Source organism: Cryobacterium sp. TS_SC_7, assembly GCF_056156285.1.
Genome location: NZ_CM149589.1, coordinates 3290687 through 3307780, shown reverse-complemented (window position 1 = coordinate 3307780; position 17094 = coordinate 3290687). Strand labels below are relative to the sequence as shown.

13 protein-coding genes are annotated in these 17094 nt (G+C 69.5%); 2 read left to right on the top strand and 11 right to left on the bottom strand.

The features are described from left to right. Positions 1-2: 2 nt before the first annotated feature. The 7 genes from AC0J5J_RS15180 to AC0J5J_RS15150 all read right to left on the bottom strand — a co-directional run bounded on the left by AC0J5J_RS15180 (position 3) and on the right by AC0J5J_RS15150 (position 9215). On the bottom strand, positions 3-4676 hold the full coding sequence (locus AC0J5J_RS15180; RefSeq protein ID WP_474898779.1) for an ATP-dependent helicase: 4674 nt from the start codon (positions 4674-4676) through the stop codon (positions 3-5). Positions 4677-4829: 153 nt separating this feature from the next. Continuing rightward, the gene (locus AC0J5J_RS15175) at positions 4830-5636 is read right to left on the bottom strand and encodes an SseB family protein (protein ID WP_474898777.1); all 807 of its coding nucleotides are present in this window, start codon (positions 5634-5636) and stop codon (positions 4830-4832) included. Continuing rightward, on the bottom strand, positions 5620-6366 hold the full coding sequence (priA, locus tag AC0J5J_RS15170; protein WP_134425610.1) for a bifunctional 1-(5-phosphoribosyl)-5-((5-phosphoribosylamino)methylideneamino)imidazole-4-carboxamide isomerase/phosphoribosylanthranilate isomerase PriA: 747 nt from the start codon (positions 6364-6366) through the stop codon (positions 5620-5622). Before priA ends, AC0J5J_RS15175 begins: the two co-directional genes overlap by 17 nt. 55 nt (positions 6367-6421) lie before the next feature. Continuing rightward, positions 6422-7054: an imidazole glycerol phosphate synthase subunit HisH gene (gene hisH / locus AC0J5J_RS15165; RefSeq protein WP_134425611.1), complete on the bottom strand. Its 633-nt coding sequence runs from the start codon at positions 7052-7054 to the stop codon at positions 6422-6424. After that, a complete protein-coding gene (gene hisB / locus AC0J5J_RS15160; protein WP_474898776.1) occupies positions 7051-7674 on the bottom strand; it encodes an imidazoleglycerol-phosphate dehydratase HisB in 624 nt (207 codons plus the stop codon). The genes hisH and hisB overlap by 4 nt, the downstream gene beginning before the upstream one ends. A 26-nt stretch (positions 7675-7700) precedes the next feature. After that, on the bottom strand, positions 7701-8789 hold the full coding sequence (locus AC0J5J_RS15155; RefSeq protein ID WP_474898774.1) for a histidinol-phosphate transaminase: 1089 nt from the start codon (positions 8787-8789) through the stop codon (positions 7701-7703). A gap of 69 nt (positions 8790-8858) precedes the next feature. Further along, on the bottom strand, positions 8859-9215 hold the full coding sequence (locus tag AC0J5J_RS15150; RefSeq protein WP_474898773.1) for a LysM peptidoglycan-binding domain-containing protein: 357 nt from the start codon (positions 9213-9215) through the stop codon (positions 8859-8861). Between the two features lie 283 nt (positions 9216-9498). Here AC0J5J_RS15150 and lexA point away from each other — a divergent pair, with 283 nt between their 5' ends. Continuing rightward, positions 9499-10200: a transcriptional repressor LexA gene (lexA, locus tag AC0J5J_RS15145; RefSeq protein ID WP_134425615.1), complete on the top strand. Its 702-nt coding sequence runs from the start codon at positions 9499-9501 to the stop codon at positions 10198-10200. 156 nt (positions 10201-10356) lie between these two features. On the opposite strand, the gene metE is transcribed toward lexA, so the two are convergent. The 3 genes from metE to hflX form a co-directional block, all read right to left on the bottom strand. Then, positions 10357-12684 carry a 5-methyltetrahydropteroyltriglutamate--homocysteine S-methyltransferase gene (gene metE, locus AC0J5J_RS15140; RefSeq protein WP_474898771.1) on the bottom strand — a complete coding sequence of 776 codons (2328 nt, stop codon included), beginning with the start codon at positions 12682-12684 and terminating at the stop codon, positions 10357-10359. After that, a complete protein-coding gene (locus AC0J5J_RS15135; RefSeq protein ID WP_474898769.1) occupies positions 12681-13661 on the bottom strand; it encodes a methylenetetrahydrofolate reductase in 981 nt (326 codons plus the stop codon). Before AC0J5J_RS15135 ends, metE begins: the two co-directional genes overlap by 4 nt. A gap of 314 nt (positions 13662-13975) precedes the next feature. Then, positions 13976-15514, bottom strand: a complete 1539-nt coding sequence (hflX, locus tag AC0J5J_RS15130; RefSeq protein ID WP_474898767.1) for a GTPase HflX — start codon at positions 15512-15514, stop codon at positions 13976-13978. A gap of 41 nt (positions 15515-15555) precedes the next feature. Between hflX and AC0J5J_RS15125 the strand changes: the two genes are divergently transcribed. Beyond that, entirely contained in the window at positions 15556-16167 is a 612-nt protein-coding gene (locus AC0J5J_RS15125; RefSeq protein WP_474898765.1) for a class I SAM-dependent methyltransferase, read from the top strand. A 39-nt stretch (positions 16168-16206) separates the two neighbouring features. On the opposite strand, the gene dapF is transcribed toward AC0J5J_RS15125, so the two are convergent. Beyond that, positions 16207-17088 carry a diaminopimelate epimerase gene (gene dapF / locus AC0J5J_RS15120; RefSeq protein ID WP_474898764.1) on the bottom strand — a complete coding sequence of 294 codons (882 nt, stop codon included), beginning with the start codon at positions 17086-17088 and terminating at the stop codon, positions 16207-16209. Between the last annotated feature and the right edge of the window lie 6 nt (positions 17089-17094).

The following is a 17094-nucleotide window of genomic DNA, read 5'->3' as shown; positions in this document are numbered from 1 at the left end:
TCTCAGGCATGCAGTTTCAGCCCCCGCGGGGTGACGTCGAAGCCGGCCGCCTGCAGGGCGGTGCCCACCGGGGTTCCGATCACGAACACCCCGTTGACGGTTTCGACGCCGATCTTCGCGACCCGCCCGGCGGTGACCGTGCGGGCGAGGGATGCGGCGGCGGCGGACACCGTGGCATCCGTTTCGGCGGCCGGTTCCGCACCTCCGTCCGGCGCGGCCGGGTCGGCTGCGACGTCGAAGGCGAGCACGGTCTTGCCGCCGCGCTCGACGTAGAGCACCAACGCGCCGTCGACTAGCACGACCAGCGCACCGGCCTTGCGCCCAGGGCGGTGCCCGGTTCCGGTCGGCAGCGGCGGCCAGGGCAGCACGGAGCCGTACGGGTTGGCCGGGTCGGTGGCGGCCAGGGTGACGGCGGCGTGCTGCGGATGCTGCCCCTCGGCCACGAAGGACCGCAGCCGGTCGATCGTGCCGACCGTGGCGAACTGGGCGGCGCCGAGCCCCTCGATGAAGTAGCCGCGCCGGCACCGGCCCATCTCCTCGAAGCCGCTGAGGGTGCGGTAGGCGAGCGCGAACCCGCCGGTCACGCCCTCACCCATCACCGCGCCGCGCGTGACGACGCCGTAGCGTTCAAGCAACGTCTCGCCGAGGGCGTGCGCCCGCCGGGTGGGTGAGTCGTCGGCGACGGGCACGATCGACCAGCGGCCGGACACGGTGGGCGGCCCGGTGCGGGAGGGCAGGGTGCCCCGCGCCGGGATCCGCCCGCCGTGCAAGCGTGCCCGCGGGGCCGGCCGGCGGGTGCTGTGCGCCGCACGCCCGCCGGAGAGCAGGGCGCGCACGGGGGCGAACGTGTCGTTGCCCACCAACCCCGCCCAGACCAGGTCCCAGAGGGCGGCGGCAAGGGCGGCGTCGTCCTGGCTGCCGACGGCATCCGCCAGCTGCCGGAAGAAGAACCCTCCCCCACCGGCCAGGGTCGACAGGATCTCCTGCTGCAGCGCCGTGGTCTCCAACGGGGTGGGCAGCGGCAGGGTGAGCGGCGCTGTGTCGCGCAGGTGCAGGCTGACCCAGCCGTCGTTGCCGGCCAGCGTGCCGGCGCCTGCCCAGAGCACCTCGCCCGTATTGGTGAGCTCGTCGAGCAGGGCCGGCCGGTAGTCGGAGACGCGGGACGGCAGCACGAGGCTCTCCCAAGCCGACGCGGGAATGCGCGCGCCCTCCAACTGCTCGATGACGGATGCGACGCCGTCGATTCCGCGCAGGCGCCCGCCCACGTGCTGCCAGGCCGGCAGGAACCGGCCCATGGTGACCTGGTCGACCGGCTCCACCTCGTGCCGGAGCGCGGCCAGGGACCGACGGCGGAGGCGCCGCAGAACCTCGGCGTCGCACCACTCCGGCCCGGACCCGTGCGGACGGAATTCGCCCTCCATGAGGCGGCGGGCTCCGCCGAGACGTCGGAGGGCGACAAGGGCGACCGCCGGGCCGAGTCCGAACCGCGCGGCCACCTCGGCGAGGGTGAACGGCCCGTGGGTGCGGGCGTAGCGGCTGATCAAGTCGCCGAGCGGGTCGGGCACCGGCTCGGTGAACACCGCCGGAACCCCCTGCGGCAGGGGAACCCCGAGCGCGTCACGGAGCCGGGCGGAGTCTTCGATGGCCGCCCACCACTGCTGGCCGGCGAATCCGACCGAGATGATGCGGCGGGTGCCGACAAGGACCTGCAGGCCCTCGGCTGCTCCCGGGGCAACGGCCGGGTCGAGGCGGGCGGCCACCTCTGCCTCGGTGAGCGGTCCGAGGCCGCGAAGCAGGTCGGCGATGCCTTCCACGCCGCGCGCCTTCCGATCGGGGGCGAGCCGTTGCAGTTCCAGGTCGGTCTGTTCGATCACGGCCGGGTCGAGCAGCTCCCGCAGCTCCACCCGGCCGAGGAGCTCCGCCAGCAGGCTGGAGTCGAGCGAGAGCGCGGTGGCGCGTCGCTCGGCGAGCGGGGAATCCCCCTCGTACATGAACGCGGCCACGTAGCCGAAGAGGAGGGTGCTCGCGAAGGGGCTGGCGGCATCCGTCTGGGTCTCGACCAGGCGCAGTGCCCGACTGTCGATGCGACGGGTGAGGGCCAGCAGCGCGGGCAGATCGTAGACGTCCTGCAGGCACTCGCGCACGGTCTCGAGAATGATCGGGAAGGTGGGGAAGGCGCGGGCCACGTCGAGCAGTTGGGCGGCCTTCTGCCGCTGCTGCCACAACGGCGACCGGCGACCCGGGTTGTAGCGCGGGAGCAGTAGGGCCCGGGCGGCGCACTCGCGGAACCGTGCGGCGAACAGAGCCGATCCGCCGACCTCGTCGGTGACCAGCTGTTCGAGCTCGGCCGGGTCGAAAACGAAGAGGGAGCTGCCGGGCGGGTCGGACTCGGTGTCGGGGATGCGAACGACGATGCCGTCGTCGCTGGCGACGCAGGCCCCGTCGAGCCCGTAGCGCTCCCGCACGCGGGCGCCCACGGCGAGGGCCCAGGGGGCGTGCACCTGCAGCCCGAACGGAGAGTGCAGCACCACCCGCCAGTCGCCGAGTTCGTCGCGGAAGCGCTCGACGACGAGGGTGTGATCCGTCGGAAGGTGGCCGGTCGCGGCGCGCTGCTCCGCCAGGAAGGCCAGCAGGTTGTTGCCGGCCCGCTCGTCGAGGCCGCCCGCTCGGCAGCGAATCCGTGCCTCGTCGGCGGGGAGCGCCGACAGCTCCCGCAGGAACGCGCCGATCGCCTCGCCGAGCTCGGCCGGCCGCCCCAGGCCGTCGCCCTTCCAGAACGGGAGCCGTCCCGGTTCGCCGAACGCGGGGAGAACCAAGACCCGGTCGTGGGTGATCTCCTGGATGCGCCAGCTGGTCGTGCCGAGGGCGAAGACGTCGCCGACCCGGGACTCGTAGACCATCTCTTCGTCGAGTTCTCCGACCCGGCGGCCGGTGGTCTCGTCGCCGCCGACCATGAAGACGCCGAACAGGCCTCGGTCGGGGATGGTGCCGCCGCTGGTCACGGCCAGACGCTGGGCGCCGGGACGGCCCGTGAGGATGCCGGTGTCCCGGTCCCAGACGATGCGCGGGCGCAGTTCGGCGAACTGGTCGGACGGGTACCGGCCGGCGAGCAGGTCGAGGGTGGCCTCGTAAGCAGACCGCGGGAGCGAGTGAAAGGGTGCGGCGCGACGGACGGTGTCGAACCATTCCTCGGCGTGGATGGGTTCCAGGGCGGTGGCTGCCACGGTCTGCTGGGCGAGGATGTCGAGCGGGTTGGACGGCACCTGGAGCGATTCGATCAGGCCGGCGGCCATGCGCTCGGCGGCGACGGCCGCATGGATGAGATCGGCCCGGTGCTTGGGGAAGATCACGCCGCGGGAGACCTCGCCCACCTGGTGCCCGGCCCGGCCGATGCGTTGCAGTCCGCTCGCCACCGACGGCGGGGACTCCACCTGCACGACCAGGTCGACGGCACCCATGTCGATGCCGAGCTCCAGGCTGGACGTGGCCACCACGCACCGCAGACGCCCGGCTTTGAGGTCGTCTTCGATCAGGGCCCGCTGCTCCTTGCTCACGGAGCCGTGGTGGGCTCGGGCGAGCAGCGGCTCGGCTCCGTCGCTGTGGCCGCTCGCGCCCATGAGGGCGGCCGGCGCGCGGGACGCCGCTACGCCGACCGGCACCAGCGCCGGCTCCAGAGCATCTTCCAGGCGCTGTGCATAGATCTCGTTGAAGCGAGCGGTCAGTCGTTCGGCCAGCCGGCGGGAGTTCGCGAAGACGATCGAGGAGGTGTGCGCCAGCACCTCGTCGACGATGGCCTCCTCCACATGCGGCCAGATGGATCCGGTCTGCGGGGCGGCCGCGGCCGTGGCCCCCTCCCGCACCGGCACCGGGCCGACCTGGCTCATATCGTCGACGGGTACGACCACGCTGAGGTCGAATCGTTTCGTCGACACCGGCGCCACGATCTCCACGGCCGCGGACCCGCCGAGGAACCGGGCGACCTCGGCCGCCGGTCGCACGGTGGCCGACAATCCGATGCGCTGCGCCGGATGCTCCAACAGGTCGTCGAGGCGTTCCAGGGAGACGGCCAGGTGCGCGCCGCGCTTGCTCGCCGCGACCGCGTGAACCTCGTCGATGATGACCGTGTCGACGCCGCGCAGGGATTCGCGCGCGGCCGAGGTGAGCATGAGGAACAGCGATTCGGGGGTCGTGATGAGGATGTCCGGCGGCGTTTTGACCAGGCTGCGGCGCTCGGCGGCCGGGGTGTCCCCCGACCGCACCCCGACGGTCACCTGAGGAGGTGCGAATCCGAGTCTCTCGGCAGCCTGGACGATGCCCACCAGTGGCGCACGCAGGTTGCGTTCCACGTCGACGCCGAGCGCCTTGAGCGGCGAGATGTAGAGCACGCGGGTGCGCGGGGGTGCCGGGACATCCGTGACCTTCGTGGCCTTCAGAGCACCCGTGACCTTCGAGGCAGCCGGAGCAGCTGCTGTAGTCGCAGCATCCGCGGCCAACCGGTCGATGGCCCAGAGGAACGCGGCGAGCGTCTTGCCGGACCCGGTGGGAGCCACGACCAGCGCGTGGGCGCCGCGGGAGATCGCATCCCACGCCCCGAGCTGCGCCTCGGTGGGTGCGGCGAAGGCCTGCGCGAACCAGGCCCGGGTCGCCGGTGTGAATCGGTGCAGAACCTCGTTCATGTGTCCATCCTCGCCGATACGTCTGACATCACCCACCGCGCCCGCTCGAACAAATTCGACGGAGATTTCGAGTCAAACACGCGATTTTGACGACAAACGGGGCGTTTTGGGCAAAATCTCCGTCGAATTCGTCAGGAGCAGGGATGCGGTCGACTACTTGGAGGCGACGAGCTGCACGGTGAGCGAGTCGACCTGCGTGGCGATCAGGTCGCTCGCCGACCAGCGGGCGGCGAGCCGGGCAAGGGTCGCGTCGAGTTCGGTGCGGGTCAGGCCGTCCACGAGTTCGAGGCGCACGACCAGTTCCGGGCCGGCGAGCCGGGCGGCCGGGTCGCCCGGGGCCAGCTCCACTCCGAGCACGCTCAGTTCGGTGGCGACGGACTCGGCGAAGGCATCCGCGACGGGCCGGCTGGCGTAACTGGGCGTCCAGGGCAGGGACTGCGCGATGGCCCACAGGGCGGGCCGGCGCACGACGAACTCGGTCGGCGCGGTCGGGTCGAGCACGACCAGGTCGGTGTCGTCCTGGGCCGCGGCCAGCGCCACCCGGATGCCGTCGGACGGCACGGGACGAGCCTGCGTGTTCCAGGCCGACATCGCGGCAACGGAGGAGAACACCGGCAACACCGTGCGTCCGTCGGGTCCGGCGACGGTGATGATCGAGAGTTCCTGGGTCTTGTCGACGACGAGACCGGCGTCAGTGGTGCCCGAGTCGCCGAGCGCGGTGACCAGGGGGATGAGCAGACGGGCCGTGCGCAGGGCGTCGACGACCGTCTCCTCGCCTGCCTCCCGGGAGTGGAACCGGTGCAGCGCCTCGAGCAGGAACTCCGGTGCCAGCCCATCGTCGTCGGAGTGCAGGCTGGGCGAGAACGTGCGCCCGGCCCACGGCTGCCCCGCGGAATCGCCGCCGCCGGGACCGGGGCCGCCGGGCAGGCCGGTGGAGCCGAGGTTACGCGCCCGCGACATCCAGCGCCTCGCCCAGGGTGAACGCCCCCGCGTAGAGGGCCTTGCCGACGATGGCACCCTCGAGGCCGAGCGGCACCAGTTCGCGCAGCGCGCGGAGGTCGTCGAGGCTGGAGATGCCGCCGGAGGCGACGACCGGGCGGTCGGTGCGCTCCATCACCTGGCGGAGCAGGTCGATGTTCGGGCCCTGCAGTGTGCCGTCCTTGGTCACGTCGGTGACGACGTAGCGGGAGCAGCCGGCCTCTTCGAGGCGGGCGAGCACCTGCCAGAGGTCGCCGCCCTCCTTGGTCCAGCCGCGGGCGGCGAGGGTCGTTCCGCGCACGTCGAGGCCGACAGCGACGGCGTCCCCGTGCCGGGCGATGACCTGGGCGGCCCACTCCGGGTCTTCCAGGGCGGCGGTGCCGAGGTTGATCCGGCTGACGCCCGCATTCAGCGCAGCGTCCAGCGACGCATCGTCGCGGATGCCGCCGGACAGCTCGATCTTCACGCCCGTGACCTCCCGGATCACGGTGCGGATGACATCCGTGTTGTTACCGCGGCCGAACGCGGCGTCGAGGTCGACGAGGTGGATCCACTCCGCACCCTGGCGAGCCCAGTCCCGGGCCGCGTCGACGGGGTCACCGTAGTTGGTCTCGGTACCGGCCTCACCCTGGGTCAAGCGCACGGCTTTGCCGTCGGCGACGTCGACGGCGGGCAGCAGAACGAGACGGGGGGCAGGGTTGTTCTCAGTCATGGGTGTCCTCGGTTGGGAGTGGTCGCGGCGACCGGTTCAGTCAGGAAAGGGGAAGCTAGTCGTGGAGGGTGCCCAGCCAGTTGCTGAGCAGACGGATGCCGGCCTCACCGGATTTCTCCGGGTGGAACTGGGTGGCTGTGAGCGGTCCGTTCTCGATGGCGGCCAGGAACGGCCGACCGTGCTCGGACCAGGTGAGGATCGGCTTCGGGAACGGCGGCATGACGTCGAGGGTCCAGTCCTGGGCGGCATAGGAGTGCACGAAGTAGAACCGCTCCTGCTCGATGCCGCGGAAGAGGGCTGACCCTTCCCCCGGCGTGACCGTGTCCCAGCCCATGTGCGGCAGAACGGGCGCGTCCAGCCGGGTCACGGTGCCCGGCCATTCGCCGAGGCCTTCCGTGTCGATTCCGCGTTCGACGCCGTGCTCGAACATGACCTGCATGCCCACGCAGATGCCGAGCACCGGGCGTCCGCCCGCGATCCGCCGGTCGATGATCTCATCGCCCCGCACGGCGGTCAGCGCCTGCATCACGGCGCTGAACGCCCCCACACCGGGCACGACCAGGCCGTCGGCCTCGAGCGCTTCACGGCGATCGCTGGTCAGCGTGACGACAGCCCCGGCCAGCTCGAGAGCCTTGACTGCCGAGTGCACGTTTCCCGTGCCGTAGTCGAAGACGACGACGTTGGTCACAGTGCACCCTTGGTGGACGGGATGCCCGACACCAGCGGGTCGAGCGCCTTGGCCTGCCGGAAGGCACGGGCGAAGGCCTTGAACTCGGCTTCGGCGATGTGGTGCGGGTCGCGACCGCCCTGCACCGTGACGTGCACGGTGAGGCCGGCGTTGAAGGCCACGGCCTCGAACACGTGGCGCACCATCGATCCGGTGAAGTGGCCTCCGATCAGGTGGAATTCGAAACCCGCCGGTTCTCCCTGGTGCACGAGATACGGGCGTCCGGAGATGTCGACGACGGCCTGCACGAGCGCCTCGTCGAGCGGCACCAGGGCGTCGCCGTACCGGGAGATGCCGGATTTGTCCCCGAGGGCCTGCTTGATGGCCTGCCCGAGCAGGATTCCGACGTCTTCGACGGTGTGGTGCACGTCGATCTCGATGTCACCGCGCGCCCGCACCGTGAGGTCGGTCAGCGAGTGTTTCGCGAACGCGGTCAATAGGTGGTCGTAGAACGGGACCGAGGTCTGAATGTCGGACTCACCGGTGCCGTCGAGGTTGAGCGACAGGTCGATGCTCGACTCGCTCGTCTCACGCTGCAGGTGGGCGAAACGGGGCGGAGTGGACGCTGAAGAGAAGCTCATACGCCTAGTTTATTGGCCTGATCCGGTCACGGCTGCCCGAGCGCTTCGATGGCGGTGAGGAAGGCGGTCGTCTCCGCTTCGGTGCCGGCGCTGACTCGCAGGTGGCCGGGGATGCCGACGTCCCGCACGAGGACGCCGTCGGCCAGCAGGGCTTCGAACGTGGCCCGCGGGTCTTCGACCCCGCCGAACAGCACGAAGTTGCTCGCACTGCGCAGCGGCGAGTACCCGAGGCAGGTCAGTTCGGCCGAGATGCGGTCGCGCTGGGAGCGGATGTCGTCGACCATCGCGAGCATCGCCGGCGTGTGGGCGAGGGCGGCGACTGCGGCCGCCTGGGTGAGCGCCGACAGGTGGTACGGCAGGCGCACGAGGCGCAGCGCATCCGTCACGGCCGGGTCGGCGGCCAGATACCCGACGCGGGCTCCGGCGAAGGCGAACGCCTTGCTCATGGTGCGGGAGACCAGCAGACGCTCCCGGCCGGGCAGCAGGCTGAGCGCACTCGGCGCGTCGGTCGGGCCGAACTCGTAATAGGCCTCGTCGACGACGACGACACCGTCGGTCGCGTCGTAGACGGCCGCGATGGTGTCCAGGGACAGCGGTGTGCCGGTGGGGTTGTTCGGCGAGCAGAGGAAGACGAGGTCGGGGGCGACCCGGTTGACCCAGTCGACGGCCGTGGCCGGGCTGAGCTCGAAGTCGGCGTCGCGCCCGCCGGCGATCCAGCGGGTGCCGGTTCCGGAGGCGAGCAGCGGGTACATCGAGTATGTCGGTGCAAACCCGAGCACGGACCGCCCGGGACCACCGAAGGCCTGAAGCACCTGCTGCAGCACCTCGTTGGACCCGTTCGCCGCCCAGATGTTCTTGCGGGTCAGCCCATGGCCGAGGTATCGGGCGAGGGAATCGCGCAGTTCTGTGAATTCCCGATCGGGATACCGGTTGACGGTTTTCACCGCGACCGCCAGCGCAGAGACGATGTCCTGCGCCACCTCGTCCGGGATTCCGTGTGTGTTCTCATTCACATTGAGGGCCACCGGCACATGCAGTTGGGGGGCCCCGTAGGGAGTGAGTCCGCGCAGATTATCGCGGAGGGGCAGGTCGCTGAGACTGGTCACTTCCCCCATATTACCGGCGGACGTATCGCGCGAACGGGTTCGGCCGAATCAGGGCCCGCTGGACCAGGACTGAGTGAATCAAAACTCGTTCGGCAGGGCGAGCCTCTGTCCGGGCTGCACGCTGTCGGACGGGAGCTGGTTGAGGCTCACGATCTCGGCGATGACGTCGCGCGGGTCGGACGTCGGGGCGATGGTCTCGGCGAGTTGCCAGAGCGACTGCCCCGATTGAATGGTCACGTAGTCGAAGGCCGTGGCCACACGGCCGACCGTCGAGCTCTCGGCGGCTGCCAGTCCGCCGTTCAGAACGACGACGAATGCCGCGGCCACGAGCGGAAGGCCCGCCAGCGCCGTGAAAACAACGCGACCGCGCCGGGTCAGACGCAGTCGGCTGCGCCCTGTCGCGATGGGGGCGCCAAGATCAAGTGCAGTGCTCATATCCAACCTCCTGTAAGAAGACGCATCCGGCTCTCGGCCGGGAGAGCCGGATGCGAACTTATGTTCCGAATGTATATTCGATATTTCGAACAATCAAGCCCTATTCGGTACTTTCTGAAAAGATTTTTCCGACACACTCGAATACATGTTTGTTTTCTGAGCGTGAGATGGATACAGTTTCGATTGTCTGTTTGAAACTCAATCAGGCACCCCCGACATTCGCGTGAAACGGTCGCCGTCACGGCTGCTGCCAGCGCACCACTCAACACGAGGAGCGACGAACGTGGCACAAGACACCAGCGGTCCCCGCGACAAGGGCGGCACCAGACGGCGCAAGAGCCTGAGCGAGAAACAGCTCGCCATCCTCGACGTGATCCAGCGCTCGGTCAGCCAGCGCGGTTATCCGCCGAGCATGCGCGAGATCGGCGACGCCGTCGGGCTCGCCTCCCTGTCGAGCGTCACCCACCAGCTCAACCAGCTTGAACTGAGCGGTTATCTGCGCCGCGACCCGAATCGTCCCCGCGCCCTCGAAGTTCTGATCGAGATTCCGCAGTCGCCCGAAGACGCCACGTCCGGCACGGAGAGTTTCCACACCGGGGTCCAGGTCGGTGATGCCGCGATGGTGCCGCTCGTCGGCCGCATTGCGGCCGGAATTCCGATCACCGCCGAACAGCAGATCGACGAGATCTTCCCGCTCCCCCGCCAGCTCGTCGGTAAGGGCGATCTCTTCATGCTCAAGGTGACGGGCGAGTCCATGATCGACGCGGCCATCATGGATGGTGACTGGGTCGTCGTTCGGCAGCAGAAGACCGCGGAGAACGGCGAGATCGTCGCGGCCATGCTCGACAACGAGGCCACCGTGAAGGTGTTCCGCCAGCGCGACGGACACACCTGGCTGCTCCCCCGCAACACGAACTTCGAACCGATCGTCGGCGACCACGCCGAGATTCTCGGCAAGGTCGTGGCGGTGCTGCGCTCGGTGTAGGCCGGATCACGGCTCGGGGTCTCGCGGTCTCGACAGGCTCGACCAGCGTCGTGGAGACTCTGATTTGTCGGGTCACCACAGGGTTCAGGAGGCCGGGCACGAACACCGTTTTTCGGTGTCGTGCCCGGCCTTCTGCGTGGGTGCGGCCGGCGCGGACTACGCGGGAACGGCCAGGCGCGTGCGCACGGCGCGGGTGGCGGCGAGCATGTTCCGCAGAGACTGCACCGTCTCGGCATAGCCCCGGGTTTTCAGGCCGCAATCCGGGTTCACCCAGATCTGGCCGGACGGGATGGCCCGGGCGGCCCGCTCGAGCAGGTCGGTCAGCTCGGCGACACTGGGAACCCGCGGCGAGTGGATGTCCCACACACCCGGGCCGATCCCGTGGTCGAAGCCGGAGGTCTGGATATCCCCGACGACCTCCATGCGCGACCGTGCCGCCTCAATGCTGGTCACGTCGGCGTCCAGATTACGGATCGCGTCGATGACGACGCCGAATTCGGAATAACACAGGTGCGTGTGGATCTGCGTCGCCTCGGCCGCACCGGCGGTGGCCAGGCGGAACGAGCCCACCGACCAGTCGAGGTATTCTGCGTGGTCCTCCTTCTTCAGCGGCAGCAGTTCTCGCAGTGCGGGCTCGTCGACCTGGACGATCTGAATTCCCGCTCTCTCGAGGTCGGCGATTTCATCGCGGAGCGCCAGGGCCACCTGCCGGGCCGTGTCGCCGAGCGGCTGGTCATCGCGCACGAACGACCACGCGAGGATCGTCACCGGGCCGGTGAGCATCCCCTTCACCGGTTTGAGCGTCAGACCCTGGGCGTACGCCGACCACTCGACCGTGATCGGCTGCGGCCGGGACACATCTCCCCAGAGGATCGAGGGGCGCACGCACCGGCTGCCGTACGACTGCACCCAGCCGTTCTCGGTGACGGCGAACCCGTCGAGATTCTCGGCGAAGTACTGCACCATGTCGTTGCGCTCCGGCTCGCCGTGCACCAGCACGTCGAGGCCGATTTCTTCCTGCACCGTGACCACGCGCGCTATCTCGGCCCGCATCAGGTCTCGATAGTCAACGGTGCTCAGCGACCCCTTGAGTAATTGCGCCCGGGCCCGACGGATGTCCCCGGTCTGCGGGAACGATCCGATCGTGGTCGTCGGCAGGAACGGCAGATTCAGGGTGGCCTCCTGGGCCGCCACCCGTGCGGCGTAGTCCACGCGGGTGAAGTCGGTCGGGGTGAGGGCCTCCGTGCGCACGCGTACGGCGCCGTCGTGCACGCCGGGCGCGACCCGTCTCGCGTCGAGGGCTGCGGAGGCTGCCGCGAGGTCGGCGGCGATGGCAGCACGCCCCTCGGAGAGCCCCCGGGCGATCGTGGCCACCTGGGTGACCTTCTGGTCGGCGAAGGCCAGCCAACTCTTCAACTCGTCGCTCAGCGCCGATTCGTCGTCGACGTCGTGCGGCACGTGCAGCAGCGACGTCGAGGTGGAGACCGTGACCCGGGGTGAGAGCCGCTCCAGACCGGCCACGGTCTCGAAGGCCGTCGCTAGGTCACCGCGCCAAATGTTGTGGCCGTCGATGACGCCGGCAACCAGCGTCGTCGTCTCCAGCCCGGCCGTCACGGCCGGCACTTTTCCCCGCACCAGGTCGAGCCCGATGGCTTCCACCGCGGTCGCTGCGAGAACGGGCAGGGCGTCGTCGAGGCTGCCGTAAGGTGCTGCGACAAAGATGGAGGGGCGCTCGGCAAGGCCCCCGAGCGTGGTGTACGCGGAGTGAACGGCGGTCAGGGCATCCGCTCTCGGGATGTCGATGCTCTCGCTGACGAGGGCAGGTTCGTCCAGTTGCACCCATTCGGCGCCGGCGGCGCGCAGCCGCTGCAGCAAGGCCGCGTAGACGGGCACGAGGTCGTCGAGGCGTTCCAGCGGGCTGAAGCCGGCGGGAGCCGCGTCGCTCGGCTTGCTGAGCAGCAGGAACGTGACCGGGCCGACGATGACCGGACGGGTCAGGAATCCGGCTGCCTTCGCCTCCACGAACTCCTGCACGAGACGGTCACTGGCGAGGGAGAACGCGGTCTCAGGACCGATTTCCGGCACCAGGTAGTGATAGTTGGAGTCGAACCATTTGGTCATCTCGAGCGGCAGATGGTCGCCGGCACCGCGGGCGAGGGTGAAATACCCGGCCAGGTCGAGGCGTCCGTCGGCATCCTGGAGATGAGCGAACCGGGCCGGGACGGCGCCCACCGTGCACAGGGCGTCCAGAACCTGGTCGTAATACGAGAACGATTCCGGGATGGAGGAGTCGTCCCGGCCGAGTCCGAGCCGCACGAGGCGCTCCCGGGTACTCCCGCGCAGGGCAGCAGCGGTGGTTTCGAGCTCCCCCGCGGTGACCGATCCGGCCCAGAACGCTTCGACGGCCCTTTTCAGTTGACGGCGCGGACCGATGCGGGGATAGCCGAGGATGGTGCCGGCGGGGAACGCGGGGAACGTGGTCATGAGTACTCCTTGGCGGGGGCAGAGACAGAAGGGGCAGGGACGAGAAGACCGCAGCCGTCCAGAACGGAGAGCACGGTCTCGTGCTGGTTGAAGGCGTACAGGTGCAGACCGGGGGCGCCGCCGGCGATGAGTTCCCGGGCCAGTTCGGTGGCCTGACGGATGCCGATGTCACGCTGGCCCTCTTTGGTCGGCTCCACCTCGAGCGCGATCGCAAGCTCGGACGGAAGTTCCTCGCCGGACAACTCCAGGATGCGGCGCAGCCGGGCCGGACTCGTGACCGGCATGATCCCGGGCAGGATCGGGAACTCGACCCCGGCGGCCCTGGCCCGTTGGATGAAGCTGAGGTAGTGGTCGGCATGGAAGAACAGCTGGGTGATCGCCAGGTTCGCGCCGGCGGCCTGCTTGGCCAGCAGCGTGTCGATGTCCTGGGCCGTCGACCGGGAACGCGGGTGCCCGTTCGGGAAGGCCGCCACGGCGATGCGCACCTTTGTCCGGTCGCGCTTGATCGAGCGTGCTGCGGGGAGTCCGGGGATGACGGATTCGCGGTACGGCTCCCGCTCGGCCTGCACCCGGTGGATCAGCTGCACCAGTTCCGCCGCACTGCCCAGGTCGCCGAGGAAGGCCTCCCCCTCACGAACGCCCTCCGGCGGATCACCGCGCAGGGCCAGGAAGCTCCGCACCCCGGCGTCCAGGAATTCCCGGATCAGCTGGCTGGCTTCCGCGTTCGACGATCCCACACAGGTGAGGTGGGCCAGCGGGTCCACCGTGGTGGTGCGCAGGATGTGGGTGAGCACGTCCAGGGAGGATCGCCGGGAGGAGCCGTTCGCGCCGTAGGTGACCGAGATGAACTCGGGGCCCGCAGCGGCGAGCCGCTCGATGGTGGCGTGCAGCGCGGACGTGGCGGCATCCGATTTGGGCGGATACAGCTCGAACGAGAACGGGACGTTCCCGCAGTCAGGGTCCGAGGTGTTGGACATTGCTCCTCATTCGACAGTTGCCAGTGGCGGGCACTGGGGCCGGGCGGCCGCGGACCGCCAGTCAGGACAGGCGGGTTTTCGCGGGCGGGTGCCGGGCTCGGCTGTCGCTCCATGCCGCCGGCCGGAAGGCCCGCGGCAACGATTGAGAAGACTCTAACAAGCACGCCGCACGGGAGGCAGGCCTGTGACCGAATGTGTCACGAGACCAGACCTCAGCGGCACCGGCGAGCAGGCACGGCGCGGAAACGAGCGCAACGAGACGCGTTCTGTTACGGCGAGGCCTGACCGGAGTCGGTGCGGAACGGCAGCGAAGATCAGCCGGCGACGGCCGGCCGAACAGCGAACGGCTCGAACTGGGCCTGGATCTCCTCGGTCACCAGCGCCGTCACCTCGGTGCCCGTCTCGGCATAGTCGGTGGAGAGAACGGTTCCCTGCTCGTGCAGAACGGCGATCAGGTCGCCCCGCTCGTAGGGGATCAGCAGCTCGAGCTTGATCGACGGCCGCGGCAGCAGGTCGGCGGCGGTCGCGAGCAGTTCTTCGATCCCCTCACCGGTGCGGGCGGAGACGAAGATGCCCTTCGGCCAGAGTCCACGCAGCACGAGCCGGTCGTCCTCGCTGATCAGGTCGCTTTTGTTGAAGACGACGATTTCGGGGATCTCCCGGGCGCCGACCTCGGCGATCACCTCGCGCACGGTGGACAACTGGCTGGCCGGGTCTGGGTGCGAGCCGTCGACGACGTGCACGATGACGTCGGCGTCGGCGACCTCCTCGAGGGTGGAGCGGAACGCCTCCACCAACTGGTGCGGCAGGTTACGCACGAACCCGACCGTGTCGGTCAGCGTGTACAGCCGTCCGTCGGTCGTGGTGGACTTGCGCACCGTGGCGTCCAGGGTGGCGAAGAGGGAGTTCTCGACGAGAACGCCGGCTCGGGTGATGCGGTTGAGCAGGCTGGACTTACCGGCGTTGGTGTAACCGACGATGGCAACGGATGGCACGGCGTTGCGCTTGCGATTGGCCCGCTTGGCCTCGCGGGCGGGTTTCATTTCCAGGATCTGCTTGCGGAGCCGGGACATCCGGGTGTGGATGCGTCGGCGGTCCAGTTCGATCTTGGTCTCTCCGGGGCCGCGCGAACCCATGCCGGCACCGGCACCACCGACCTGGCCACCGGCCTGGCGGGACATCGAGTCACCCCAGCCGCGCAGGCGGGGCAGCAGGTACTCGAGCTGGGCGAGTTCGACCTGCGCCTTGCCCTCCCGACTCTTGGCGTGCTGGCTGAAGATATCGAGGATCACGGCGGTGCGGTCGATGACCTTGACCTTGACGACATCCTCGAGCGCGCGCCGCTGGCTGGGGGCGAGCTCGGTGTCGGCGATGACGGTGTCGGCGCCCATCATTTTGACGATGCCGGCGACTTCCTCGGCCTTGCCCTTGCCGAGGTAGGTGCTGGCGTCGGGCTTGGCCCGGCGCTGCATCAGGCCGTCGAGCACGGTGGCGCCGGCGGTCTCGGCCAACGCGGCGAGTTCGCGCATGGAGTTCTCGGCATCCGCCACGGTTCCGTGCGTGTACAGGCCGATCAGTACGACGTTCTCGAGCCGCAACTGACGGTATTCGACCTCGGTGACGTCCTCGAGTTCGGTGGAGAGGCTCGGCACCCGGCGCAGGGCGTTGCGGTCCTCACGGTCCTGCTGCGCTCCGTCGTGGCCCTCGTCGCCCGGCGACGGGGCAGACTCGGCCTGCAGCGCCTGGGCGGAGCCGCTGCGGAAGAGCGAATAGCCGGCGGCCTTGCTGTCGGCGCTGGCGAGAACGCGTGCGACCACGTCGTCGGTGTCGTCGGTGTCGATTGACTCAGTCATTCCTTTAACACTAGTTCCTCGATGCTTGGTAAGTTCCCTCTATGCCTTCCGACCACTACTTCACCCCGGCGCCCGACAACACCCTGAAACTGCGCCAGGTGACCGTGCAACTCGGCGGCCAGACCCGCGAACTGACCACCGCCAATTCGGTGTTCAGTCCCGACCACATCGACACCGGTACGCAGGTGCTGCTGAACAGCGCGCCCACCCCTCCGCCCGGCGGTGACTTCCTCGACCTGGGCTGCGGCTGGGGCCCGATCAGCCTGCACCTGGCTCTCGCCTCCCCGCGGGCCACGATCTGGGCCGTGGACGTGAACGAGCGCGCCCTCGACCTGGTGCGGTTGAACGCCGAGAAGCTCGGCCTCACCAACGTCACCGCGGTGCTGCCCGAGCAGGTGCCCGCCCATGTCACTTTCCGCACCATCTGGTCGAACCCGCCCATCCGGGTGGGCAAGACCGAACTGCACACCATGCTGCGCACCTGGCTGCCGCGCCTGGAGCCGGGTTCGGATGCCTGGCTCGTCGTGCAGCGCAACCTCGGCTCCGATTCCCTGCAGCGCTGGCTCGACGGTGACCTTCCCGACGAGTTCAGCACCTCTCGCCACTCCATCAGCAAGGGCTTCCGGGTGCTGCGGGTCGACCGCAAGGGCTAGCTAGCCCGCCCCGCGGACCTGCGCGGCGGTCGGCGCGGCTCAGCCGAGGTGGAAGACCCCGTCGAAGACGAGTTCCGCCGGGCCGGAGAGGGACACGTGTTCGCCGTCTTCGGTCGGGAACATGCGCACCCCCAGCGTTCCGCCGGTGACCTCGACCTGCCATTGATTGGGGGCGCCCGCGCCGGCCCAGTGCCGGGTGGCGAGGGCCGCGGCGGCCGCGCCGGTGCCGCAGGAGAGGGTTTCACCGCTGCCGCGCTCGTGCACCCGCATCCGGATGCGGCCGACGCCGTTGACGATCAGCGGGTCGTGCGGCAGCACGAATTCCACGTTCGCTCCGGCGGCCGGGTTCGGGTCGAGCTGGGGCACGAAGGTGAGGTCGACGCCGGCGAGTTCGTCGTCGTCGGCCAGGGCCACGACCACATGCGGGTTGCCCACGTTGATGCCGAGGCCGGGTCGGGCCACGGGCAGGTTCTTCGCCCGCACGAGCGGTTCGCCCCCATCGAGCCGCCACCGGCCGAGGTCGACCTGGTAGCCGGCCGCGCCGCGCTGCACGTCGCGCACGCCGCCGCGGGTGCCGATGCTGAGGGTTTCACCCCGGTCCAGGGTGGCCAGCCCCTGCTCGACCAGGAAACGCGTGTAGACCCGGATGCCGTTGCCGCACATCTCGGACACGGTGCCGTCGGCGTTCCAGTAGTCCATGAACCAGTCGGCACCGTCGTCTTCGGCGAGGGCGGCCGCACCGGCGGCCAGGTTCTTGGAGCGCACCGCGCGGATGATGCCGTCGGCGCCGATTCCGAAACGTCGGTCGCAGACCGCTCGGATCTGGCTCGGGGTGAGGTCGATCTGCCCGTCCGGGTCGGAGAAAAGCACGAAATCGTTGCCGGTGCCGTGGCCCTTGGTGAATAGCAGATCAATACCCATGGAATC